The organism is Ruegeria sp. N8 (assembly GCF_056531325.1).
The window spans coordinates 80,729-103,570 of sequence record NZ_JBQFLQ010000003.1; the positions used below are offsets into that span (position 1 = coordinate 80,729).

A 22,842-nucleotide genomic window follows, 5' to 3' on the forward strand; every position below is an offset into this window, starting at 1 on the left:
CTCCGATGCCCGTGAACGTCCTGTTTTCCGCGCGCCCTGAATTGTGGCCCGTGTATGAACCCCTCTTGTCAGACGGCTTGACCAATGCGGGGGTGGATGCGGCAATCGGAACGCAGATGGACCCGGATCAGGTCGATTACGTGGTCTATGCGCCAAACGGTGGGCTATTGGACTTCACGCCGTATTCGCGGCTGAAGGCCGTGCTCAGCCTGTGGGCCGGGGTCGAAAGCATCGCAGATAACGCGACCCTAACCGTTCCCCTCGCTAGAATGGTGGATTTCGGCCTGACGCAAGGCATGACCGAATGGGTGGTCGGCCACGTGCTGCGATACCATCTTGGAATGGACCGCCATATCACTGTTCAGGACGGCACATGGACACCCGAGGCCCCACCGCTGGCCCCTGAACGCACCGTCTGCATACTGGGCCTTGGCATGTTGGGCGAGGCATCCGCGCGGGCACTTGCTGTATTGGGTTTCAACGTCACGGGCTGGAGTCGGTCGCCCAAGGACATCCCCGGTGTCACCTGCCTGCACGGCGAAGACGGGCTACGCGCGGCGCTGACCACAGCTGAAATCGTCGTTCTGCTGCTGCCCGACACACCGGCGACCGAGAACCTGTTGAACGCGGAAACTCTCGCCCTGCTGCCTAAGGGCGCATGTCTGATCAATCCGGGCCGAGGCCCTCTCATCGACGACAGCGCCCTGCTGGATGCGCTGAACGCCGGACAAATCGGCCACGCCACGCTGGACGTGTTCCGGGTTGAACCCTTGCCAATCGACCACCCTTATTGGGCGCATCCGAACGTGACGGTCACGCCGCATATCGCCTCGGAAACGCGGCCAGTGACAGCCGCGCAGGTGATCGTTGAAAACATTCGACGCGGTGAGGCGGGTGAACCCTACCTGCACCTCGTCGACCGCGCTTTAGGCTACTAGCCCGCGCCCTTTCAGCAACGCCTCGACCCCCGGCAACCGGCCCCGGAAGGCCAGATACAGGTCTTCGGCCTCGCGGGAGCCTCCGGTGGACAGGATGTTCTCCTCTAGCGCCTTGGCGCGGTCGGGATCGAATGCGCCACCGGCCTCTTCAAAGGCGGCGAAGGCGTCGGCGTCCATGACCTCGGACCACATATAGCTGTAATAGCCCGCGCTATAGCCGTCACCCGCAAAGACATGCGCGAAATGCGGCGTGGCGTGGCGCATCCCGATGGCCGGAGGCATCCCAAGACCGTCCAGCACCTGCGCTTGTTTTGCCATCGGGTCCACCGGGGCCGCGCCGTCATGGAATTCCAGATCGACCAGCGCCGAGGCGACATATTCGACCGTCTGAAACCCCTGATCGAAATTGGCGGCCTTCAGCACCTTGTCCAGCATGTCTTGCGGCATCGGCGCGCCGGTTTCGGCATGGGTGGCAAACTCGGCCAGAACTTCGGGCACTTCCAACCAGTGTTCGTAAAGCTGGCTGGGCAGTTCTACGAAATCGCGCGCGACAGACGTACCCGATATGCTTTCATAAGTCACATCCGACAGCATCTGATGCAGCGCATGGCCGAATTCATGAAATAGCGTCCGGGCGTCATCATAAGACAGCAGCGCCGGATCGCCCTTTGCAAAATTACAGACATTGATCACGACCGGAGCCTGCACCTTGGGAAACTTGGCCTGCGACCGCATCGCGCTGCACCACGCGCCGGATCGCTTGGAGCCCCGCGCGAAGTAATCCCCGATGAACACCGCGATATGCTGACCATTGCGCGTGACCTCCCAAGCGCGGCAATCGGGGTGGTAGAGCGGCACGTCCAGCGGCCCGAACTCCAACCCGAACAAGCGGTTGGCACAGGCAAAGGTGGCCTCGATCATCCGGTCCAGCTGCAGGTAGGGTTTCAGCGCCGCCTCATCCAGATCATGCTCGGCCTTGCGGCGTTTCTCGGCGTAGTAGCGCCAATCCCACGCGGCCAGTGGGCCATTGACCCCATCCGCCTGCATCATCTGCGTCAGAATCTCGGCGTCCGCATCGGCGCGGGCCTTGGCGGGTTCCCAGACCTGCATCAGCAGGTCACGCACCTTGTCCGGCGTGCGGGCCATCTCGGTTTCCAGCTTGTAGGCCGCGAAATTGTCATAGCCCAGAAGCTTGGCGCGTTCTTCGCGAAGGCTGAGGATTTCGGCGGCATTTTCGCGGTTATCCGTCTTGCCCCCATTCGCGCCACGCGCAGTCCAGGCCTTATAGGCCACCTCGCGCAGATCGCGGCGGGGCGAGAATTGCAGGAATGGGACGATGATCGAGCGGGACAGGGTGACAACGGGACCATCTACACCCTTTTCCTGCCCTGCGGCGCGGGCCGCATCCACGACGAAATCTGGTAGACCCTCCAGATCATCCTCGGACAGGTCCATGAACCACTCACGCTCATCCGCCAGCAGGTTCTGGGTAAAGGATGTACCCAGCGAGGCCAGCCGCGCCCTGATTTCCTGCATCCGCGCGTCTGCATCCCCGGTCAGCGCCGCGCCCGCGCGCACGAAGCCCCGATGGTTCAGCATCAGAACCCGCGCCTGTTCGTCGGTCAGGTTCAGATCATCCTTTCGGTCCCACAGGTCGGCCACCCGCTGAAACAGCGCCTTGTTCGACGAAATGCCCGAGAAATGCGCCGCCAGCTTGGGCGAGAAGTCACGCTGCAGCTCTTCTCGCGCCGGGTTGCTGTCAGCCCCGGCCACAGTGAAGAAGACGGACAGGACCTTGTCCAATTGCTCACCCGCAGCCTCAAGCGCCTCAACCGTATTGGCAAAGCTGGGCGCGTCGGGGTTGTCCGCGATGGCGGCGATCTGCGCGTTATGCGCCTGCAAGGCCGCATCCAGCGCGGGCGCGAAATCGGTGTCGGCAATCGTGTCGAAGGGCGCGATTTCAAACGGTGTGGTCCAGTCGGACAGGATCGGGTTGGTCATGAAACTCTCCTTTGAGCACAACCTAGGAACGCAGGGCGGGATGATCCAGTGCGCGCGCTCACTTACCGCAAATCGGACAATCGGCGCGGCGCGACAGGGTGATCTTGCGGCTTTCACCATAAAGCGCGTCATAGATCAGCATTTCACCGCGCAGGGCCTGCCCCGCCCCGGTGATCACCTTGATCGCCTCAACCGCCATCATCGAGCCCACAACGCCGGGCAGAGGGCCGATCACCCCCGCCTCGGAACACGACGGGGCCAATCCGGGGGCCGGGGCCTCGGGGAAGATGCACTGATAGCAGGGGGCGTTATGAGCGGGGTCAAAGACGCTCAGTTGCCCTTCCCATTGCGACAGCGCACCCGAGATCAGCGGCTTGCCCAGCGCAACCGCCGTGCGGTTGGCCAGATAGCGAGTGTCGAAATTGTCAGTCCCATCGAGGATCAGATCGAAATCGGCAAACAAATCCTGCGCGATCTCTTCGGTCAAACGACGGTGATAGGGCAGAACGATCACATTAGGATTTTGCGCCTGCATGGCCTGCTGCGCCGAGAACACCTTGGGCATCCCGATATCCGCGTCGCGGTGGATCACCTGACGTTGCAGGTTCGCGTTCTCGACCTCGTCATCGTCGATCACACCGATGGTTCCAACCCCGGCTGCAGCCAGATATTGCAGGGCGGGCGCGCCCAGACCACCTGCGCCAATGACCAGCACACGGGCCTGTTTCATCTTTTTCTGACCCGGCCCACCCAGTTCCCGCAACACGATATGGCGGGCATAACGTTCCAGCTCGGTTTCAGAGAATTGGTCGGATGGCATGGCGGACTCCTTCGTGGCGGGCGTCGCGCGGTTGCGTAACGCTTTCAGCACCCTTCCATAAACCAGAACCAGAACCGCGAAACCAGTCAGGATCAGCCACATCGCCGCAGAGCCGCCAGTCGCCTGACGCAAGGGGTGCCCGTCCGGTAGAACCAGCTGCGCCGTGATCACGCCCAACAGCAACACCCCGACGGATGTCATCCGCGCGGTGCGCGACACGCCAGCCAGATAGCCAACGCCCCACAGCCCGGCAGCCAGAATGAAAACCAACAGCATCAGCCGCGCCCGGTCGAGCCGAACCCACCCGCGCCGCGTTCGGTGTCGCTGAGCGTATCGGTAGACTCAAACGTGGCCTGAACGACCGGGGCCACGACAAGCTGCGCAATGCGTTCGCCGTGGGTGATCTCGAACACCTCCTGCCCGGCATTCAGCACGATCACACCCAGCGGGCCGCGATAATCGCTGTCGATCGTACCCGGCGTGTTGGGTAGCGTGATCCCATGTTTCAACGCCAGCCCGGACCTTGGACGCACCTGCACCTCATAGCCATTCGGGATTTCGATCCGCAGGCCGGTGGGAACCAAGGCGCGCTGTCCGGGGTCCAGCGTTATCGACGCTCCATCCGGTAGGTTGGCTCGAACATCCGCGCCCGCCGCACCAGTGGTTTCGTAGGACGGCAACGGTACTGAGGGGTCAGAGCCGTCCTCGCGGATCACGCGAATTGCAACCATCTTGTTTCCTTTCCCTCACGCGGTCAGCGCGTCGGCGATCTTGCGCGCCAACTGCTCGGCCACAGCGTCCTTGCTCATACGTGGCCATTCTTCGGCCCCTGCGTCCGAAATCAACGTGACCGCATTCTCGGACCCGCCCATGATGCCGGTGGCGGGACTGACATCATTGGCCACAATCCAGTCGCACCCCTTACGCGCGCGCTTCGCGGTGGCGTGTTCGATCACACTATCGGTCTCGGCGGCGAAGCCCACGACCAGCGCGGGGCGACCCGTTTCCAGATGCGAGATGCGTTTCAGAATGTCGGGGTTTTCCGCAAATTCCAGCGCGGGCAGGCCGTCGCGAGTTTTCTTTAGCTTCCGGTCCGAGGCGCTGGCCACCCGCCAATCCGCTACAGCCGCCGCAAACACGCCCGCATCCACGGGCAAGGCGGCGTCCACCGCATCCGACATCTGTTGCGCGGTCTCGACCGCAACCACCTGTACGCCTTGGGGCGGAGCCACATCCGCCGGGCCGGTGACAAACACCACCTCGGCCCCCAGCGCGGCGAGCGCCCGCGCCACCGCCGTTCCCTGCGCGCCCGAGGACCGGTTGGCGATATAGCGCACCGGATCAATAGGTTCATGTGTGGGGCCAGACGTGACCAGAATACGCTTGCCCTGCAAGGGGCCGCCACCCAGCTGCGCCTCGACCGCCGCGACGATCTCCAGCGGTTCGGACATGCGGCCGGGGCCGTATTCGCCGCAGGCCATATCGCCCTCGTTCGGGCCCACAAAGCGAACACCATCCGCCTGCAATTGCGCCAGATTGCGCTGCGTCGCGGGGTGATCCCACATCCGCACATTCATGGCGGGCGCACACAGCACAGGCGTGTCCGTCGCCATCAGCAGGGTCGAGGCCATGTCATTGGCCAGCCCGCTGGACATCTTACCCATCAGATCAGCGGTGGCCGGGGCAACCACCACCAGATCAGCGGAACGGGACAGTTGGATATGGCCCATCTCGGCCTCATCGGTCAGATCGAACAGGTCACGATAGACCTTCTCTCCGGCCAAGGCAGACACGGACAAAGGCGTCACGAATTCTTCAGCCGCGCGGGTCAGAACCGGGGTCACGGCCGCGCCGCGCTCGCGCAGGCGTCGGATCAGATCCAGTGATTTATAGGCTGCGATGCCTCCGCCGATGATCAGCAGAATTCGTTTCGATGCCAGCATGTTCAGCCCTTCCCGTCCCGGTCGGCCCTGACATTAGGCAAGCAGGCCAGACAGTTCCAGCGGTTAATTCTGCGTCTGGAATGCCAGACAGTGGTCTTCGCGTTCGACCGAAGGGCTGTCGATCACCGCGTCAAACTCGCCTGAGATCGCGCCATCCTCGGACTGCCCCAACACAAAGACTTTCAAACCAGGGCGCAGCCGGGACGTGAACGTCGGAATCCCGCGATCCTTGCGGGCATGCCCATTGCCGGTGATCACAGCAATCGGCCCGCCTGTTTCGTCATCGGCACGCAAGATCGAACGCGTCAGAACCGCGTCGCGCAAACGTTGGATGGCCACCATCTGAGGCAGCGCCTCTTGCGGGAGCGCATCGCAATGCGCCGCCAGTTGATCTGCCTCGCGTTCAGCCTGATCCGCAGCCGAAAGAGGCACGGTCAGCCCATAGCGCGCCGCATCCGCGCCCAGCGCCGTGGCAGCACCCCGTTCCATTGCAGCGCGCGCCGCCGCACGGGGAACCATCGCCCCATAGACCGGCGCATCGGTAGCCTGAAAGACCGGGTAATACATGCTGAGGGACGGCCACCCCATCTCGGCCCATTTCAGGATACGGTCCAATTCCTCGGGGTTGGTCGCAGCTTTCTGAGCCAGCCGTTGCGCGCCCTCTTCGGTGACCATTTCCCAGACCACGGCCGAGGGGTTGATGATCTCCAACGCCTCTTTTTGGACGATGTGATGCTGTGGGTTGTCGTGGATTTCACCCAAAATCACTACATCCGCCGCGCGCATTGCGTCGGCAACATCATCAGGAATCAGTCCATCGGCCCGGCCTACACCGGCTGTAACTACAAGCGCACACAGCAGAATCGCAAACTGTCTCATGCGATGAAGTGTTGCACCTCGCGCGATTGCGCTTCAAGGTTCTTGCGCATTTTGACGAAAGCGGCGGCTTCTAGCTGACGCACACGCTCTTTCGACAGACCCAATTCCTGACCCAGACTTTCCAATGTCCGCGCCGGTTCCCGCAATTTGCGTTCGCGCACGATGAACTGCTCACGATCGTTCAGGGATCGCATGGCAGTTACCAGCCATTCACGCAACTGCGCGGTGTCATGGCTGTTCTCGACGGTTTCGGCGGCCTGCTCGCGCTCATCCTCCAGCGCGTCAATCCACTCGCGCCCATCCTCATCTGCGGATTGCACTGCATTCAGCGAGAAATCCGACCCTGAAAGGCGCCCCTCCATCATCTCGACATCACGCAGAGGGACACCGATTTCAGTGGCGATCATCTGATGAAGCTGGTGCCTGTCCAATTCCATCCCTTCCGTCGCAGCTTCACGCTCTAGCCGAGCCTGCACGCGGCGCATGTTGAAAAACAGCGATTTCTGAGAGGACGTCGACCCAGTACGCACCATCGACCAGTTGCGCATCACATAGTCCTGAATGCTGGCTTTGATCCACCAGACCGCATAGGTCGAGAACCGCACACCCCGGTCCGGGTCGAATTTGTCGGCGGCTTTCATCAGGCCCAAACCGGCCTCTTGAATCAAGTCATTCATCGGCGCGCCATAGCGTTTGAACTTGGCCGCCATAGAGATCGCCAGCCGCATATATGCGGTGATCAACCGATGCAGCGCCTTTTCATCGCGGTGGTCACGCCACGCATAGGCCAATTTCAATTCGGTCTCCGCGTCCAGCAATTCGGCCTTCATTGCCTGCCGTGACATCGAAAAATCGTTTGCGTTATCCAGTGCCATGGAAACCTCCCCTTTTCGCAGGCGCACCCCGGCCTTGCCTTGCCGACCTATGGCCGATACGCAGAACGAAACCGGGTGGATCACATGGAAGGTAAGAATAGTGTATCCGGATTTAACCTTTGTTATAGGCGGAGCTGCCTCGGGCAAGTCTGCATTTGCAGAACAACTTACTGTTTCAACAGAAAAAAGCCGCATTTATCTGGCGACATCACAAGTGTTTGATGACGAGATGCACAAAAAGGTGAAGCGGCATGTCGCCCAGCGCGGCGATGGCTGGACCACCATTGAGGCCCCGCTGGACCTGCGCCCGTCGCTGGCCACGCTGGACAAAAGCCAAGTTTGCCTGATCGACTGCGCCAGCATGTGGCTGACCAATCACCTACTGGCTGACAACGATCTGGATCAGGTGCAGGCGGACCTTTTGGATGCTCTGGCCGGATGTCGGGCCCCGGTCATCGTCGTCTCGAACGAGGTGGGCCAGGGCATTGTCCCCGACAACGCCCTTTCCCGCAGGTTCCGCGAGGCGCAGGGAAGGCTGAACATCGCGCTGGCGGCACAGGCCGATCTGGTGGTGCAGGTCACGGTGGGCCTGCCCTTGGTTTTGAAAGGGCAGCTTCCATGACCCGGCTGCACCTTGTCCGCCATGGGCCGACCCATGCAAAAACCATGGTCGGCTGGTCCGACCTGCCCGCTGACCTCAGCGACACAGTGGCGCTCCAGCGCTTGCATGACCATCTGCCGTCTGATGCGGTTGTGATCTCGTCCGACCTGTCCCGCGCCGCCGATACGGCTTCGGCCATTCAGGGGACACGCACCCGCCTGCCCCACAACCCCGACCTGCGCGAGATCAATTTCGGCACTTGGGAGCTGCGTGGGTTCCGAGAGATTGAGGCCGAAGACCCCGACCTCGCCTTTGCTTATTGGGACAATCCCGGCGACGTGCGCCCCCCGGATGGCGAAAGCTGGAACGAGGTGCGCGCACGGGTGGATGCCGTGATCGACCGGCTGATGGCCGATCATACAGGGCACGATCTGGTCGTGGTGGTGCATTTCGGCGTGATCTTGACGCAGGTGCAGCGCGCGCTGGACGTGACCGCGCAAGAGGCGTTCAGCCACAAGATCGACAACCTCTCGGTCACGGAACTGACTCATCACGGGGATCGCTGGTCGGTCGGGCGGATCAATCACCTGGCGTGATGCACCTGCGCACAATTCACTGATTTACCGCCGCGTCATGCCGCGCCATTCTGTCCACATGACTTATGATCTGTTTATCGGGGACCGCCTGTTTTCCAGCTGGTCCATGCGCGGCTGGCTGATGCTAGAACGGTTCGGCCTGCCTTACAAAGCCCATATGATCGGCCTCTATTCCGGCACCATGGCCGAGGATATGAAGCCACTCGCCCCCGCCCGTCTGGTGCCCGCCTTACGCCTGCCCGACGGGACGGTGGTGGGCGAAAGCCTCGCCATGGCCGAAACGCTGGCCGAACGCCACCCCGAGGCCCGATTGTGGCCTGCAGATCCAGCCGCCCGCGCCACCGCGCGCTGGTTATGCGCCGAGTTGGTGGCCGGGTTCACCGCCTTGCGCGGCGAATGCCCGATGCAGTTGCACCATTGCTGGACTGGGTTTGAACCATCGGCCGATACACTGCGTGACCTTGATCGGATCGAGACCCTTTGGGCGCATGCTCGCAGCGTATCCGGGGCGGTCAGCGGCCCACTGTTTGGGGACTATTCCCTTGCGGATGTGTTCTACACACCCGTGGCCGCGCGGATTATCGGCTATGGCCTGCCCGTTTCGGACGCAAACCGAACCTATTGCCTTGAAATGCTGTCTGACCTGTCCGTCCGCCAATGGCGCGCGATGGGATTGACTGTGTCCTATAACCCCTTCCCCTATGCATTGGATCTGGCCACCCAGCCATGGCCAGTCGGGTCGCCCGCAGCCCGCGCCGTGGATGCAGGCCCCTCGGTCAACGCCACCTGCCCCTATTCCGGCGACCCTGTGACGGATTTCCTTGAATTGGATGGCCGCATCTGGGGCTTCTGCAACCCGTTCTGCCGTGACAAAACCGCCGCAGACCCTGGCGCTTGGCCGAAATTCTCTGACATGGTCGCAGGCGTTAACGATTCCTAAACCGCCTGCGTGCCAGCAACGACCTGTTAACCCAAAAGGTCGTTCATGGTCGCCCGCTCTCATACCGTCGCTTTCCAAGGGGTCGAGGCCCGCCCGGTCGAGGTGCAATGCGCCGTCGCGCCGGGCCTGCCCGCCTTTTCCATCGTCGGCCTGCCCGACAAGGCCGTGTCCGAGGCCCGCGACCGGGTGCGCAGCGCGCTCAGTTCCATGGCCATCGCGCTGCCGTCCAAACGCATCACTATCAACCTTTCGCCCGCCGACCTGCCGAAAGAGGGCAGCCATTTCGACCTGCCCATCGCCGTCGCGCTGCTGTCTGCATTGGAAATAATCCCTCCCGATGCTGCCGAAGGCGCGGTTTCGCTGGGTGAGCTGTCATTGGACGGATCGCTCGTACCCGTCGTCGGCGCCCTGCCCGCCGCCATGACCGCCGCCGCCGAAGATCGCGCGCTGCTGTGCCCCAAAGCCTCCAGCGCCGAGGCGGCTTGGGTCGATGCTACACAGGTTATCGGGGCCACATCACTGGGCGATGTGGTGCGGCATTTCTCAGGTCAGGCCCCTTTATCCGCCGCCCAACCCGGCGAGGTCTGCCTTGCGCCCAGCGTCCGCGACCTGCGCGACGTGAAAGGGCAAGAGCGAGCCAAACGCGCGTTAGAGATCGCCGCTGCCGGGCGGCATCACCTGATCATGATCGGCACACCGGGGTCGGGCAAATCGATGCTGGCCGCGCGTCTGCCGGGAATTCTGCCGCCTCTGACCCCATCCGAGGCACTGGAAACCTCTATGATCCAGTCGCTCTGCGGATTGCTTGACGAAGGCGGGATCAGCCGCACCCGCCCATTCCGAGAACCGCATCACACCGCCTCGATGGCTGCGATTGTCGGCGGTGGTCGAGGCGCGAAACCCGGTGAGATTTCCTTGGCTCATAACGGGGTTCTGTTCATGGACGAATTCCCTGAATTTCCACGCACCGTTCTAGAAACCCTGCGCCAACCGATCGAAACGGGCGAGGTCATGGTGGCCCGCGCCAATGCCCATGTGAAATACCCCTGCCGCTTCATGCTGGTGGCCGCCGCCAACCCCTGCAAATGCGGCTACCTGACCGACCCTGCCCGCGCCTGTTCCCGCGCGCCGGTCTGTGGCGAGGATTATCTGGGCCGCATCTCTGGCCCGCTGATGGATCGGTTCGACTTGCGGATCGAGGTGCCTCCGGTCGGGTTCACCGATTTGGACCTGCCGCCTTCTGGGGACAGCTCCGCCACCGTTGCCGCACGGGTCGAAGCCGCACGCGCCGTGCAGGCTGAGCGGTTCGAGGGCATGGAGCCGCGCCAGAACGCAGATATGGAGGGCAAGCTGCTGGAAGAGATCGCCGCACCCGACGCCGAAGGCAAAGAGCTGTTACTGAAAGCCGCCGAACGGTTCGGCCTGTCGGCGCGCGCCTATCACCGCGTCCTGCGGGTCGCGCGCACCATTGCCGATCTTGAGGGCGCGCGGGATATCCGCCGCCCCCATGTGGCCGAGGCGCTGAGCTTTCGTATCAGCGCCCGGGCGGCGTCTTAAACCTTGGCTTCAATCGCCTGCCAGATTTTTTCAGCGATGTTGACACCGTCGAACCGTTCCAGCTCCTGAATGCCGGTGGGCGAGGTCACGTTGATCTCGGTCAGGTAATCTCCGATCACGTCGATGCCGACGAAAATCTGGCCTTTTTCCTTCAGCAAAGGACCAATGGCGGCGCAAATCTCCAAATCCCGGTCGGACAGGCCAATCTTTTCAGGGCGACCGCCCACATGCATGTTCGACCGCGTCTCGCCCTTGGCTGGCACGCGATTGATTGCGCCAACCGGCTCACCATCCACAAGGATCACACGTTTGTCGCCGTTGCTTACATCGGGCAGGAACTTCTGAACAATCAGCGGCTCGCGCGAGAAACCGGTGAACAACTCATGCAACGAAGTCAGGTTGCGGTCGTTGGCATCCAGCCGGAACACGCCCGCACCACCATTGCCATAAAGCGGCTTGAGGATGATATCGCCATGCTTTTCCTTGAAAGCTTTGATTGTCTGCAGATCGCGCGCAATCGTTGTCGGTGGCGTCAGATCGGGGAAATCCAGCACCAGCAGCTTTTCGGGGTAATTGCGCACCCAAAACGGATCATTGACCACCAGCGCCTTGCCCTTCAAACGGTCTAACAAATGCGTCGAGGTGATGTAGTGCATATCGAACGGTGGATCCTGCCGCAGCCAGACCACATCGAAATCGGCCAGATCAACCTCACGCTCAGGCCCCAGTTCAGCCGGGTTTCCTGCCACACGCTGCACCGTCATGTCATGGCCGCGTGCTTTTATGCGCCCTTCCTGATACGCCAACTGATCCGGTCCGTAGAAAAACAGCGAATGCCCACGTGCCTGCGCCTCTTCGGCCAGTCGGAATGAGCTGTCTGCATTGATATCCACGGCCCCGATTGGGTCCATCTGAAAGGCGATTTTCATGGCGTGTCCCTCAGTTTCACGCCAGATACATGGCCCAGCGAGCCCGAGGGTTCAATGGGGGTCAGGCTTGCCCAAAGGCGTTTTCAACGATTTTGACTGCGCCAGTTGCATCCACCAGCGCTGCGTCAAAGCGCACATTCGTCAGTTGTCCTGCGGGTTCATTTTCCAAAAACTGTGAAGCAGAGGCGCAGATCCGTTTCATCTGACGCTGGTTGATCCGTTCCGCAGCTCGGTCAAAACTGCTGCTTTTCTTAACTTCAATGAACACAAGGCAGTCACCATCCCGCGCGATCAGGTCAATCTCCCCTCCGGCCCCGCGCCAGCGACGATGCGCGATGGAATAGCCGCGATGTTCATAGTCCGTAGCCACCTGCAATTCAGCGGATTGGCCTGCCTGATAAGAAACTGAACTTCGAACAGCGTGTGCGGACATGTCATCTCTTTCCCAGCTTCAGAGCCTTTTGATAGATCGGGCGACGGGGCAGTTTGAACATATCCGACACCAGATCTGCCGCATCCCGAACCGAATGGGTTTCCAAGGCTTCCTTCAAAGCCTGTTCTACGTCCAATTCGTTAACAGTTTCCGAATGCCCGCGATCCACAAGCAGGACAATTTCGCCTTTGACAGTCTGTCCGCTTAAATCAGCGGCCAACTCGGCCAGAGTTCCGCGTTTCACTTCCTCGAATTTCTTGGTCAGTTCCCGGCACATTGCCGCTTGTCTTGTGTCACCCAACATTGCGGCCAAGTCCGACAGGCAGGCCGCAACGCGCTTGGGTGATTCGTAGAAGATCAGTGTGCCCGGCACATCGCGCAGCGCCTCGATCCTTGACTTTCGCGCGTTCGATGTGTTGGGCAGGAATCCAGCGAAAAAGAAGGCATCCGTGGGCAGGCCAGCAAGCGTCAGCGCCATCAAAGCCGCCGAGGGACCTGGGGCGCAGGTGACGGTGTGCCCCGCTTCGGCCGCCTGGCGGCCAAGGTCATAGCCCGGATCGGCAATCAAAGGCATCCCGGCTTCGGACGCGTAGGCCACCGAGCTGCCATCCGCCAGAGCTTGCAGAATTTTCTGTCGCGCGCCAGCGCCGCTGTGATCGTGATAGGCCAGAATACGACGGCCTTCCAGCGGAACACCGTGTATCTCCATCAACCGGCGCAGGCTGCGGGTGTCTTCAGCCGCGATCACATCTGCCGAGGCCAACACGTCCAGTGCCCTGAGCGTAATGTCGCGCGCCGTGCCGATCGGAGTGGCAACAAAATACAGGCCCGAGCCCAATCTGACTTTTTGGTGATTCAAAGCTGGACCCTCACAGCGTGACGTTTATTATCGCGGCCTAACAGAATGGCGGAGCATCAAGCCGCTGGGACAGGGAGTTTTCTTTTAGATGTTTAGCGTTTGCAAGCCCGTTCGCAAACTGGCGAAATCCGCCATCGCATTGGCAACCGCGGCGCTTTTGACCGCCTGCGTCCCCGGCGGAACCGGTGGTGGCCCCTCGATCAACACGTCCAAACCCGTTCCCGTGGCCCTGCTGGTTCCAGCAGGTTCAGCGAATTCGGGTGACGCAGCGCTGGCCCGTAGCCTGGAAAACGCGGCCCGCCTGGCCATGGCGGACTTGCAGAATGTGCAAATTGATCTGAGGGTCTATGACACGCAAGGCAACTCGGGCACAGCCTCGGCTGCGGCGCAACGTGCGGTTGCCGAGGGGGCCAAAATCATCCTGGGGCCGGTTTATGCGCAGGCCGCAAACTCGGCCGGTCTGGCGGTTTTGAACAACAACGTCAATGTCTTGTCCTTCTCAAACAACACAAGCATTGCAGGTGGCAACGTTTTTGTTCTGGGTCCGACTTTTGACAACACTGCCAACAGGCTAGTCAATTTCGCTGGATCGCAAGGCAAGAACGGAATGGTCATCGTACATTCCAACGATGCCGCGGGCCAGTTGGGCCAATCCGCAATTGCCCGCGCGCTGAGCACCAGCCGGGTGAATAATGCGGGCACGGTCGGCTATGACCGGTCGCAACAGGGCGTGATCAACTCGGTGCCGACGATCAAAGCAACCGTCGATGCCGCAGGCGCGGATTCGATCATCCTGACAGCGACTACGGCGGGGGCTCTGCCGCTGCTGTCGCAGCTTTTGCCCGAAGCAGGCGTGTCACCGACCATAACGCAATATATTGGCCTGACCCGCTGGGACATCCCGGCACAAACACTAGAGCTGCCGGGTGTGCAGGGGGGCTGGTTCGCATTGCCCGACCCTGCCAAGGCGCAAGCCTACCGCCAGCGTTATAACAACACCTATGGCGAAGCACCTCATCCGATCAGCGGGTTGGCCTATGATGGTATTGCCGCGATCGGCGCTCTAGTCAGCCAGGGGAAAGCAGACGCGCTGACAGCTTCGGCCCTGACCCAGAATGCCGGTTTCCAAGGTGTCGGCGGCATCTTCCGCCTGCGCCCCGATGGCACCAATGAACGAGGTCTGGCAGTCGCCACGATCCAGAATAAACAGGTAGTAGTGATTGACCCTGCCCCACAAAGCTTCTCTGGCGCCGGTTTCTGATCGACCGGCCCTGACGCTGACCCCCAAGGGTGAGCTGATTTGCTCGGCCGAAGATATTTTCGACAGTGCCGCCGTCATGGCCGATCTTTCGGAGGCCTTTGAAAACACCGCAGACAACAGCGCACGGCGATCCGAGACTGTGCGCGTCCTGCGTGCTGCGCAAAAGGCTGGGCGTCAGGCCATTGCCGACGCCTTTGCCCAGCGTCCGTTCGACGCGCGCCCTTTAACCCATTCCTACACCTATCTGACCGATGGGCTGGTCTGTACGGCGATGCAGGTGGCCAGCCAAGATCTGCACCCTCTGGCGACGCCAACGCAGGGCGAAAGGATCGCGGTTCTGGCAGTGGGCGGCTATGGCCGGGGTGAAATGGCCCCGTCATCGGATGTCGATCTGCTGTTTCTGACCCCCTACAAGATCACCGCCTGGGCCGAGAGTGTTATCGAATCCATGCTGTATATCCTGTGGGATCTGCGGCTGAAGGTCGGGCATTCCTCGCGCACGATCAAGGATTGCCTGCGGCTGGGGGCCGAGGATTTCACCATCCGAACGGCGATGCTGGAACAGCGCTATCTGGCTGGTGAAACAACATTGTCAGATGAACTGAACACCCGCTTGCGGGATGAGCTGTTCAAAGGCAGCGAACGGGCCTTTATCGAAGCCAAACTGCAAGAGCGTGACGAACGCCACCAGAAGCAAGGCCAGCGCTATATGGTCGAGCCCAATGTCAAAGAGGGCAAAGGCGGGCTGCGTGATCTGCAATCGCTCTATTGGATCGCCAAGTACATTTATGGCGTGCAGGACGTGGCCGAACTGGTGCCACTTGGCCTGTTCACACCTGATGAGTTCAACACATTCGTTCAGGCCGAAGATTTCCTGTGGGCCGTGCGCTCGCACCTGCATCTGGTCACTGGGCGCGCAACCGAACAACTGACCTTTGACATGCAGGTCGAGGTGGCCGAGCGCATGGGATACGAGGATCGCGCCGGACGACGCGCGGTCGAGGTGTTCATGCAGCGCTATTTCCGCGAAGCGACGAAGGTGGGTGAGCTGACCCGCATCTTCCTGACTAAGTTGGAAGCCACCCATATGAAGGGTGCGCCTCTGCTTGAGCGGATATTCCGTCGCCGTCCAAAGGCCAAACCGGGTTACAAGGTGGTGCATGGACGTCTGGATGTGGCCAACGCCGAGACGTTTCTGGCCGATAAGCTGAACCTGCTGCGCCTGTTCGAAGAAGGGTTGCGCACGGGGATGCTGATTCACCCGGATGCGATGCGCTTGGTAACAGCCAATCTGAACCTGATCGACGACGACATGCGCGAGGACAAGGAAGCCCAGCGCATCTTCCTTGATCTGATGCTGAAACATGGCAATCCAGAACGCGCCCTGCGCCGGATGAACGAGTTGGGGGTCCTGTCGGCCTTTATCCCGGAATTCGAGCACATCGTCGCGATGATGCAGTTCAACATGTATCACAGCTACACGGTGGACGAGCACACCATCCAGTGCATCGTGAACCTCGCCCAGATCGAACGGGGCGAGTTGATCGAGTCACTACCGCTGGCCTCTTCGATTCTGAAAAAGGGGGTGAACCGCAAGGTTCTGTATGTCGCCCTGCTGATTCACGATATTGCCAAGGGGCGGCCCGAAGATCACTCGATCCTCGGCGCGCAGTTGGCCCGCAAAATTGCACCTCGGCTTGGGTTGAACAAGGCTGACGCGGAAACGGTCGAATGGCTGGTGCGCTATCATTTGCTGATGTCCGACATGGCGCAGAAGCGCGATATTTCCGACCCGCGCACAGTGCGCGACTTTGCTAAGGCGGTGAAGACGGTCAAGCGGCTGGACCTGCTGACTGTCCTGACGGTCTGTGACATTCGCGGCGTCGGTCCGGATACCTGGAACAACTGGAAGGCCACCCTGTTGCGCGCACTGCACGCGGAAACCAAACGCGCGCTTGAGACCGGGATGGAAGACCTCAACCGTGCCAATCGCGGGGCTGAGGCGAAAAAGACCCTACGCGCCGAATTGGCCGATTGGTCCAAGGCCGACCTCAAGACCGAGACCGGGCGGCATTACGACCCGTATTGGCAGGGGCTCAACCTCTCGACCCATGTGGAATTCGCGGAGATGCTGCAGGCACTTGACCGCAGTGGCGACGCGGGCGCGATGGAGATTCGCCTGCAACCGGACGAGGACCGCGACGCCACCCGCGCCTGTTTCGCCATGGGCGACCATCCGGGCATCTTTGCGCGGATCGCTGGCGCGCTGGCGCTGGTTGGGGCGAACGTGGTCGATGCGCGCAGCTATACGACCAAGGATGGTTATGTCACGGATGCATTCTGGATACAGGACGCAGATGGCCGCCCATTCGAAGCCAGCCGCCTGCCACGCCTGACGCAGATGATACACAAAACGCTAAAGGGCGAAGTTGTGGCGCGCGACGCGCTGAAATCGCGCGACAAGATCAAGAAACGCGAACGCGCCTTTAACGTGCCGACACATATCATCTTCGACAATGACGGGTCTGAGATCTATACGATTATCGAGGTCGATACCCGCGACCGCCCCGGTCTGCTCTATGATCTGGCACGCACGCTGGCCGCAGCGAATGTCTATGTCGCCAACGCGGTGATCGCGACCTATGGCGAGCAGGTGGTGGACACGTTCTATGTCAAGGATATGTTCGGGCTGAAATACCACTCCGAAAGCAAGCAGCGTGGGCTTGAGGCCAAGCTGCGCAAAGCCATCACCGAGGGCGCCGAGCGCGCGGAATCATGAAGCAGATCCGGCTGTTCTCGGGCCTGTTCACGGTCGGGTTCTGGACCCTGGCCAGTCGGATATTGGGGTTTCTGCGGGAAATCCTGCTGACGGCTTTTATCGGGCCGGGCCCTGTGATGGACGCCTTTGTGGCCGCCTTCCGCCTGCCCAACATGTTCCGCCGCTTCTTTGCCGAAGGTGCGTTCAACGCGGCCTTCGTGCCGATGTTTTCCAAACGGCTGGAAGGGGACGAGAACGCCGAAGGATTCGCACAGGATGCCTTCAACCTGCTGGCCGTGGCCGTTTTAGCGCTGGTTGGGCTGGCGATGGTGTTCATGCCCGCACTGGTCTGGATAACCGCCGAAGGGTTCTATGGCGGCGACCGGTTCGATCTGGCCGTGGATTATGGTTACGTGGTTTTCCCCTACATCCTGTTCATGTCACTGGCAGCACTGTTTTCGGGCGTTCTGAACGCCACGGGCCGCTTTGCGGCCGCTGCCGCAGCGCCCGTTCTGCTGAACATCTTTGCCTGCACCGCCATGATCGCCGGAGCCCTGTCGGGCGGCGAAGTCATACGCTGGCTGATCGCCATCATCCCCTTGGCCGGTGTGGCGCAGCTTGCACTGGTCTGGGTCGCGACCGAGCGCGCGGGTATCCGTATCCGCCCCGGCCTGCCGAAACTCAGCCCCGAGATGAGGCGTATGGTCCGTATAGCCGTTCCCGCCGCGCTGGCGATGGGGGTGACACAGGTCAATCTGGTGGTGGGGCAGCTTGTGGCCTCAAAAACCGAAAACGCGGTCAGTTGGTTGTTTGCCGCGGACCGGCTGTATCAACTGCCTTTGGGTGTGGTGGGCATCGCCGTGGGAATCGTGTTGCTGCCTGACCTGTCTCGCCGCCTGCGTGCGGGTGACAAAGACGGAGCCCGCAACGCCTTTTCCCGCGCCGGAGAGTTCACGCTGCTGCTGACCCTTCCATCAACCGTGGCCTTTGTGATCATGCCGATCCCTCTGGTCTCGGTCCTGTTCGAGCGTGGCCAATTCACCGCCGAGGATACCGCCGCCACCGCGCTGGCCGTGGCGATCTATGGTATCGGCCTGCCTGCTTTCATGCTGCAAAAGCTGCTGCAACCGCTGTTCTTCGCGCGCGAGGACACAAAATCTCCGTTCCGCTATGCGGTGGTGGCGATGGTGGTGAACGCGGGGCTGGCCTTTGGGCTTTATCCGCTGCTGGGCTGGATTGCGCCTGCGATTGCGGCCTCGGTCGCCGGGTGGGCCATGGTCGGACTGCTGGCGCTGGGCGCTCGTCGCATGGGCGAGGAGGCGCGCTTTGATGACCGGTTCAAACGCCGGGCATGGCGGATCGTGGCCGCATCGCTTGGGATGGGCGTTGGCCTTTTTGCCGCGCTTTCCCTGTTCGGGTGGGCATTTCACCTGCCAGGCTGGCGCTATGTGGCACTGTTGGCCCTCATCATCGGTGCGGCAGCGTTGTATTTTGTGCTGGGCCACCTTCTGCGCGCCTTTGAAATCACCGAGTTCAAAAAGGCACTGCGGCGGTCCTGATCAATCGCGGCGGATACCCCCAATGATCCTTGTCCAACCGCCGGGACCAACCACAAATGACAGAGCAAAGCCTGTAGCGAACCCGCCCAGATCCGCCACCCAATCCAGCGTTCCGCCAAAAAGCAGGCCAAACACAAGTTGGATGCCCATCAGAACCGCGATCAGACTGAACGCGCGCGACTGGTTCTCACCGACGAGCGACAGCTTGCGCCACAAGATCCACGTGAACGCGCCGATCAGGCCGTAGACCGGAGGGAACCCTCCCACCAAGGGATAGCGCGGGTCCAAGAGCAGTGCATAGACCAGCGCACCGCCAATGCCCGAGACAACAAAGATCACAAGCATCGCAACACTGCCAAAAACCTCGGCCACCATCTTGCCCATGGCCAGAACAAAAACACAGACAAAGACCGCCTGCGTGAAATTGGCCGAGACAAACGGGTAAGTCACAAAGCGGATCAGGTGTTCAAACGGCCAGCGCCCGTTTTTCATCATCCAATCGAAAATGTCCGGCGAAAACGCGTAGTGCTGCAAGGCATCCAGCCGCCAACCAATCGCTCCTGGCCCGCCGACCAGACCACGCGCGCCCAGCATGAAGATCACCTCGATCCCGAAAATGAACAAGACCAGCGCCACCACCACGGGCGGCAAAGGGTTCACGGCGGGTGTATAGTGCTCACTGCTCATTGGGCTGGCCTTTCGCGGCTGTTGACGTCCCTTTGCCTCATGGGTAAGCGACGGGGGCTGATTTTTCCAGACGGGAGTTCCCTTCGATGACCGACACCCAGTTCACACCGCGCGTGTTTTCCGGCATCCAGCCGTCGGGGAACCTGCACCTTGGCAACTACCTGGGTGCGCTCAAGCGGTTCGTGGATATGCAGGGCGACGATTTTGAGACCATCTATTGCATGGTCGATCTGCACGCGATCACCGTCTGGCAGGACCCCGCCCGCCTGCGCGAAAAGACCCGCGAGGTCTGCGCCGGTTTCATCGCCGCTGGTCTGGACCCGGAAAAATCCATCCTGTTCAATCAAAGCCAAGTGCCCGAGCACACGCAACTGGCCTGGATTTTCAACTGTATCGCCCGGATGGGTTGGATGCAGCGGATGACGCAGTTCAAGGATAAGGCCGGCAAGAATGCGCAGAATGCCTCACTGGGTCTGTTTGCCTATCCGGCGCTGATGGCGGCGGATATTCTGACCTATCACGCGACGCATGTGCCAGTGGGTGAGGATCAGAAACAGCATCTGGAACTGACCCGCGACATCGCCATCAAGTTCAACCATGACTATGGCGTAGAGTTCTTCCCTGTCACCGAACCCGTCATCGGCGGCCCTGCCCCACGCGTGATGAACCTGCGGGACGGGTCGCGCAAGATGTCGTCCTCGGACCCTTCGGATATGACGCGGATCAACATGACCGATGACGCCGACACGATTGCCAAGAAAATCCGCAAGGCCAAGACCGACCCCGATGCTCTGCCTTCGGATGTGGATGGCCTGTCCGAACGCCCTGAGGCGCGCAATCTGGTCAATATCTACGCGGCGCTCAGCGATCAGACCGCCGAGCAGGTTCTGACCGAGGTTGGCGGCAAGCAGTTTGGCGAGTTCAAACCGATGCTGGCCGAACTGGCCGTGTCGAAACTGGCTCCGATTTCGGGCGAGATGGCCCGCCTGATGGGCGAAGAGGGCGAGATTGACCGGATTCTGGCCAATGGGGCAGAAAAGGCGCGCGCTGTTGCCGCCCCGATCCTGCAACAAACTTACGAAATCGTGGGTATGGTTGGCGCAAAACAGGGCTGATTGCTCTGGACGTTACCGCGGCGTCTTCCTAGGTTTGCCGCAAAGCTTGGGAGGGCGTGATGGCAGTCGGCAAGAATATTCGCACGTATTTCGAAGGTCAATGGCATGACGGGGATGCGCCCATCATGCGGGCAGCCGATCACGGCGCTTGGCTGGGGTCGTCCGTCTTCGATGGAGCCCGCTATTTCGACGGTCTAGTCCCCGATCTTGAGGCGCACTGTGCCCGCGTGAATCGCTCGGCCGAGGCTTTGATGCTGACGCCGTTTGTGACCACAGAGCAGATGGTCGAGATCATCCGCGAAGGGCTGGAAAGTTATGCGCCGGACGCGGCGGTGTATATCCGCCCGATGTATTGGGGCATCGACGGCGACCGCACGGCAATTGTACCGCTGGAGAACAGTACGGGCTTCGCGATTTGCCTGGAAGAGATTCCAATGGCGCCCGAATCTGCGTCGGTGACACTGGGCTACACGCGCTTCCGTCGCCCGGTTCTGGAATCGGCGGTTGTAAACGCCAAGGCGGGCTGCCTTTACCCCAACAATGCGCGAATGTTGCAAGAGGTTCGGTCCAACGGTTTCTCAAACGCCCTGGTCGCGGATGCGCTGGGACATGTGGCCGAAACCGCGACTGCGAACATTTTTATGGTCCGGGATGGCGAGGTGTTCACCCCCACCCCCAATGGTACGTTTCTGGCCGGAATCACCCGCGCACGCCACATCGAAAACCTGCGTGCAGACGGTGTGACCGTGCACGAAGCGATCCTGAGTTTCGAGGATTTCCACAAAGCTGATGAGGTCTTCATGACCGGCAACATGAGCAAAATCACCCCGGTCACGGCGCTGCAGGATACGCAATATCAGGTCGGGCCTATCGCCCGTCGTGCGCGCGAGTTGTATTGGGATTGGGCTGCCAGCTCGCGATAGGCTTCGGTTGCCAGCGCGCATCAGGTCGGGCATGATCGCCCGAAATGAATGAGGACACCCATGCGTAAGTTCCTGGTGGTATTGGATGACAGCCGCGAATGTCTGAACGCAATGCGTTTTGCAGCTATGCGCGCAGCGCATACCGGCGGTGGCGTGACGATCCTGTCGGTCATTCCCCCCGATGAGTTCAACCACTGGATCGGCGTGGCAGAAGTGATGCGCGAAGAAGCCCGTGAACGTATCCACGCCCATTATGAGGTTTTCGCAAAGTGGATGCGTGACAAGCAGGGCGTCGACCCCGAATTGGCCATTCGCGAAGGCGACCCCGTGCCGCAGATCATCGAACACGTGCAATCCGACCCCGAGATTGGCGTACTCGTTCTGGGTGCAGGTGTCGAAAAGAAAGGGCCCGGCCCGCTGGTCACGCAACTGACCAAGAACTCGGGCAGCCTGCCAATTCCGATCACTATCGTTCCGGGTGACCTGAGCAAGGAAAAGCTGGAAGCGATTACCTAAGGGTCAACCATGACGCTCAGCATTCAGTTCTGGTTCGAGTTCGCCTCAACCTATTCCTACCTCAGCGCGATGCGGATCGAAGACGCCGCAGGTCGCCATGGCGTTAAGGTCGATTGGCAACCCTTTCTGCTGGGGCCGATATTTGCTGCGCAAGGTTGGAACGACTCGCCATTCAACCTCTATCCCGCCAAAGGTGACTACATGTGGCGTGATATGGAACGGCTGACAACGCAACGCGGGCTGCCGTTCCAGCGTCCCGGCATGTTTCCTCAGAACGGTTTGAAAGCAGCGCGGTTGACACTGGCGATCAAGGATGCGGCCCCAAAGGCCAAGTTTGTGCGGGCGGTCTATTCCGCAGAGTTTGCGGACGGTCAGAATATCGCCGACGATGACGTACTTGCCGGTTGCTTGAGCGCGGTTGGGTTGTCTGCGGGTTTCATAGACCAAGCACAGGACCCGGCGATCAAGGCGGCCCTGATCGAACAGTCCAAAACCGCGCAGGCCAAGGGGCTATTTGGCGCGCCCAGCTTTCTGGTTGGGGATGAGTTGTTCTGGGGCGATGACCGTCTGGACGATGCGATAAAGTTGGCGGCTGAAATTTAGAACCGTTCCAAATCTTGACTTCCCGCGCATGGACCCGCATATCAGGAAC

22 protein-coding genes are annotated in these 22,842 nt (G+C 60.9%); 12 read left to right on the top strand and 10 right to left on the bottom strand.

Going from position 1 to position 22,842, the window contains the following annotated elements; genetic code table 11:
• Window positions 1–5: 5 nt before the first annotated feature.
• On the top strand, window positions 6–938 hold the full coding sequence (locus ACR0C5_RS08025) for a 2-hydroxyacid dehydrogenase (protein WP_170772452.1): 933 nt from the start codon (window positions 6–8) through the stop codon (window positions 936–938).
• On the opposite strand, the gene ACR0C5_RS08030 is transcribed toward ACR0C5_RS08025, so the two are convergent.
• From ACR0C5_RS08030 to ACR0C5_RS08055, 6 genes are all read right to left on the bottom strand, one after another.
• The gene (locus ACR0C5_RS08030) at window positions 927–2,939 is read right to left on the bottom strand and encodes a M3 family metallopeptidase (protein WP_480875833.1); all 2,013 of its coding nucleotides are present in this window, start codon (window positions 2,937–2,939) and stop codon (window positions 927–929) included. The two genes, ACR0C5_RS08025 and ACR0C5_RS08030, sit on opposite strands and share 12 nt — an antisense overlap.
• Before the next feature lie 58 nt (window positions 2,940–2,997).
• Window positions 2,998–4,035 (bottom strand): HesA/MoeB/ThiF family protein, encoded by a 1,038-nt coding sequence (locus tag ACR0C5_RS08035; protein ID WP_480875836.1) that lies wholly within the window; start codon window positions 4,033–4,035, stop codon window positions 2,998–3,000.
• Window positions 4,035–4,490: a dUTP diphosphatase gene (gene dut / locus ACR0C5_RS08040; protein ID WP_170789758.1), complete on the bottom strand. Its 456-nt coding sequence runs from the start codon at window positions 4,488–4,490 to the stop codon at window positions 4,035–4,037. The genes ACR0C5_RS08035 and dut overlap by 1 nt, the downstream gene beginning before the upstream one ends.
• Before the next feature lie 15 nt (window positions 4,491–4,505).
• Window positions 4,506–5,702, bottom strand: a complete 1,197-nt coding sequence (coaBC, locus tag ACR0C5_RS08045; RefSeq protein ID WP_480875839.1) for a bifunctional phosphopantothenoylcysteine decarboxylase/phosphopantothenate--cysteine ligase CoaBC — start codon at window positions 5,700–5,702, stop codon at window positions 4,506–4,508.
• 63 nt (window positions 5,703–5,765) lie between these two features.
• On the bottom strand, window positions 5,766–6,581 hold the full coding sequence (locus ACR0C5_RS08050) for a ChaN family lipoprotein (RefSeq protein WP_480875841.1): 816 nt from the start codon (window positions 6,579–6,581) through the stop codon (window positions 5,766–5,768).
• Entirely contained in the window at window positions 6,578–7,456 is an 879-nt protein-coding gene (locus ACR0C5_RS08055; protein ID WP_170772462.1) for an RNA polymerase factor sigma-32, read from the bottom strand. Before ACR0C5_RS08055 ends, ACR0C5_RS08050 begins: the two co-directional genes overlap by 4 nt.
• Window positions 7,457–7,505: 49 nt before the next feature.
• Between ACR0C5_RS08055 and cobU the strand changes: the two genes are divergently transcribed.
• Genes cobU through ACR0C5_RS08075 form a run of 4 tightly spaced genes read left to right on the top strand, consistent with a single transcriptional unit; the run spans window position 7,506 to window position 11,150 of the window.
• The gene (cobU, locus tag ACR0C5_RS08060) at window positions 7,506–8,078 is read left to right on the top strand and encodes a bifunctional adenosylcobinamide kinase/adenosylcobinamide-phosphate guanylyltransferase (protein ID WP_480875844.1); all 573 of its coding nucleotides are present in this window, start codon (window positions 7,506–7,508) and stop codon (window positions 8,076–8,078) included.
• Entirely contained in the window at window positions 8,075–8,653 is a 579-nt protein-coding gene (locus ACR0C5_RS08065) for a histidine phosphatase family protein (RefSeq protein WP_480875846.1), read from the top strand. The genes cobU and ACR0C5_RS08065 overlap by 4 nt, the downstream gene beginning before the upstream one ends.
• A 58-nt stretch (window positions 8,654–8,711) precedes the next feature.
• Window positions 8,712–9,593: a glutathione S-transferase gene (locus tag ACR0C5_RS08070; RefSeq protein ID WP_480876218.1), complete on the top strand. Its 882-nt coding sequence runs from the start codon at window positions 8,712–8,714 to the stop codon at window positions 9,591–9,593.
• Between the two features lie 45 nt (window positions 9,594–9,638).
• A complete protein-coding gene (locus tag ACR0C5_RS08075) occupies window positions 9,639–11,150 on the top strand; it encodes a YifB family Mg chelatase-like AAA ATPase (protein ID WP_480875848.1) in 1,512 nt (503 codons plus the stop codon).
• On the opposite strand, the gene gshB is transcribed toward ACR0C5_RS08075, so the two are convergent.
• The 3 genes from gshB to rsmI all read right to left on the bottom strand — a co-directional run bounded on the left by gshB (window position 11,147) and on the right by rsmI (window position 13,371).
• A complete protein-coding gene (gshB, locus tag ACR0C5_RS08080) occupies window positions 11,147–12,079 on the bottom strand; it encodes a glutathione synthase (RefSeq protein ID WP_170772470.1) in 933 nt (310 codons plus the stop codon). The genes ACR0C5_RS08075 and gshB overlap by 4 nt on opposite strands.
• A gap of 61 nt (window positions 12,080–12,140) precedes the next feature.
• Window positions 12,141–12,512, bottom strand: a complete 372-nt coding sequence (locus ACR0C5_RS08085) for a YraN family protein (protein WP_480875851.1) — start codon at window positions 12,510–12,512, stop codon at window positions 12,141–12,143.
• Window position 12,513: 1 nt separating this feature from the next.
• Window positions 12,514–13,371 carry a 16S rRNA (cytidine(1402)-2'-O)-methyltransferase gene (gene rsmI, locus ACR0C5_RS08090; RefSeq protein WP_480875853.1) on the bottom strand — a complete coding sequence of 286 codons (858 nt, stop codon included), beginning with the start codon at window positions 13,369–13,371 and terminating at the stop codon, window positions 12,514–12,516.
• Between the two features lie 88 nt (window positions 13,372–13,459).
• Here rsmI and ACR0C5_RS08095 point away from each other — a divergent pair, with 88 nt between their 5' ends.
• The 3 genes from ACR0C5_RS08095 to murJ are packed head-to-tail and all read left to right on the top strand — an operon-like array spanning window position 13,460 to window position 18,949.
• A complete protein-coding gene (locus tag ACR0C5_RS08095) occupies window positions 13,460–14,632 on the top strand; it encodes a penicillin-binding protein activator (RefSeq protein ID WP_170789751.1) in 1,173 nt (390 codons plus the stop codon).
• Window positions 14,592–17,411: a [protein-PII] uridylyltransferase gene (locus tag ACR0C5_RS08100; protein WP_170789750.1), complete on the top strand. Its 2,820-nt coding sequence runs from the start codon at window positions 14,592–14,594 to the stop codon at window positions 17,409–17,411. Before ACR0C5_RS08095 ends, ACR0C5_RS08100 begins: the two co-directional genes overlap by 41 nt.
• Complete coding sequence (murJ, locus tag ACR0C5_RS08105; protein ID WP_480875857.1) at window positions 17,408–18,949, top strand: murein biosynthesis integral membrane protein MurJ; 1,542 nt, start codon at window positions 17,408–17,410, stop codon at window positions 18,947–18,949. The genes ACR0C5_RS08100 and murJ overlap by 4 nt, the downstream gene beginning before the upstream one ends.
• Here murJ and ACR0C5_RS08110 read toward each other — a convergent pair whose 3' ends face one another.
• On the bottom strand, window positions 18,950–19,636 hold the full coding sequence (locus ACR0C5_RS08110; protein ID WP_170772483.1) for a rhomboid family intramembrane serine protease: 687 nt from the start codon (window positions 19,634–19,636) through the stop codon (window positions 18,950–18,952). It lies immediately after the preceding gene.
• Between the two features lie 86 nt (window positions 19,637–19,722).
• On the opposite strand from ACR0C5_RS08110, the gene trpS reads away from it, so the two are divergent.
• Genes trpS through ACR0C5_RS08130 form a run of 4 tightly spaced genes read left to right on the top strand, consistent with a single transcriptional unit; the run spans window position 19,723 to window position 22,793 of the window.
• The gene (trpS, locus tag ACR0C5_RS08115) at window positions 19,723–20,751 is read left to right on the top strand and encodes a tryptophan--tRNA ligase (protein ID WP_480875861.1); all 1,029 of its coding nucleotides are present in this window, start codon (window positions 19,723–19,725) and stop codon (window positions 20,749–20,751) included.
• 59 nt (window positions 20,752–20,810) lie between these two features.
• Window positions 20,811–21,674: a branched-chain amino acid aminotransferase gene (locus ACR0C5_RS08120; protein ID WP_480875864.1), complete on the top strand. Its 864-nt coding sequence runs from the start codon at window positions 20,811–20,813 to the stop codon at window positions 21,672–21,674.
• 60 nt (window positions 21,675–21,734) lie between these two features.
• Window positions 21,735–22,190 carry a universal stress protein gene (locus tag ACR0C5_RS08125; RefSeq protein ID WP_170772489.1) on the top strand — a complete coding sequence of 152 codons (456 nt, stop codon included), beginning with the start codon at window positions 21,735–21,737 and terminating at the stop codon, window positions 22,188–22,190.
• 9 nt (window positions 22,191–22,199) lie between these two features.
• A complete protein-coding gene (locus tag ACR0C5_RS08130; RefSeq protein ID WP_480504509.1) occupies window positions 22,200–22,793 on the top strand; it encodes a DsbA family protein in 594 nt (197 codons plus the stop codon).
• Window positions 22,794–22,842 lie beyond the last annotated feature (49 nt).

Coding starts and splice junctions, on each gene's coding strand:
- ACR0C5_RS08025 (WP_170772452.1), top strand. CDS start 6: ATGCCCGTGAACGTCCTGTTTTCCGCGCGCCCTGAATTGTGGCCCGTG.
- ACR0C5_RS08030 (WP_480875833.1), bottom strand. CDS start 2,939: ATGACCAACCCGATCCTGTCCGACTGGACCACACCGTTTGAAATCGCG.
- ACR0C5_RS08035 (WP_480875836.1), bottom strand. CDS start 4,035: ATGCTGTTGGTTTTCATTCTGGCTGCCGGGCTGTGGGGCGTTGGCTAT.
- dut (WP_170789758.1), bottom strand. CDS start 4,490: ATGGTTGCAATTCGCGTGATCCGCGAGGACGGCTCTGACCCCTCAGTA.
- coaBC (WP_480875839.1), bottom strand. CDS start 5,702: ATGCTGGCATCGAAACGAATTCTGCTGATCATCGGCGGAGGCATCGCA.
- ACR0C5_RS08050 (WP_480875841.1), bottom strand. CDS start 6,581: ATGAGACAGTTTGCGATTCTGCTGTGTGCGCTTGTAGTTACAGCCGGT.
- ACR0C5_RS08055 (WP_170772462.1), bottom strand. CDS start 7,456: ATGGCACTGGATAACGCAAACGATTTTTCGATGTCACGGCAGGCAATG.
- cobU (WP_480875844.1), top strand. CDS start 7,506: ATGGCCGATACGCAGAACGAAACCGGGTGGATCACATGGAAGGTAAGA.
- ACR0C5_RS08065 (WP_480875846.1), top strand. CDS start 8,075: ATGACCCGGCTGCACCTTGTCCGCCATGGGCCGACCCATGCAAAAACC.
- ACR0C5_RS08070 (WP_480876218.1), top strand. CDS start 8,712: ATGACTTATGATCTGTTTATCGGGGACCGCCTGTTTTCCAGCTGGTCC.
- ACR0C5_RS08075 (WP_480875848.1), top strand. CDS start 9,639: ATGGTCGCCCGCTCTCATACCGTCGCTTTCCAAGGGGTCGAGGCCCGC.
- gshB (WP_170772470.1), bottom strand. CDS start 12,079: ATGAAAATCGCCTTTCAGATGGACCCAATCGGGGCCGTGGATATCAAT.
- ACR0C5_RS08085 (WP_480875851.1), bottom strand. CDS start 12,512: ATGTCCGCACACGCTGTTCGAAGTTCAGTTTCTTATCAGGCAGGCCAA.
- ACR0C5_RS08095 (WP_170789751.1), top strand. CDS start 13,460: ATGTTTAGCGTTTGCAAGCCCGTTCGCAAACTGGCGAAATCCGCCATC.
- murJ (WP_480875857.1), top strand. CDS start 17,408: ATGAAGCAGATCCGGCTGTTCTCGGGCCTGTTCACGGTCGGGTTCTGG.
- ACR0C5_RS08110 (WP_170772483.1), bottom strand. CDS start 19,636: ATGAGCAGTGAGCACTATACACCCGCCGTGAACCCTTTGCCGCCCGTG.
- trpS (WP_480875861.1), top strand. CDS start 19,723: ATGACCGACACCCAGTTCACACCGCGCGTGTTTTCCGGCATCCAGCCG.
- ACR0C5_RS08120 (WP_480875864.1), top strand. CDS start 20,811: ATGGCAGTCGGCAAGAATATTCGCACGTATTTCGAAGGTCAATGGCAT.
- ACR0C5_RS08125 (WP_170772489.1), top strand. CDS start 21,735: ATGCGTAAGTTCCTGGTGGTATTGGATGACAGCCGCGAATGTCTGAAC.
- ACR0C5_RS08130 (WP_480504509.1), top strand. CDS start 22,200: ATGACGCTCAGCATTCAGTTCTGGTTCGAGTTCGCCTCAACCTATTCC.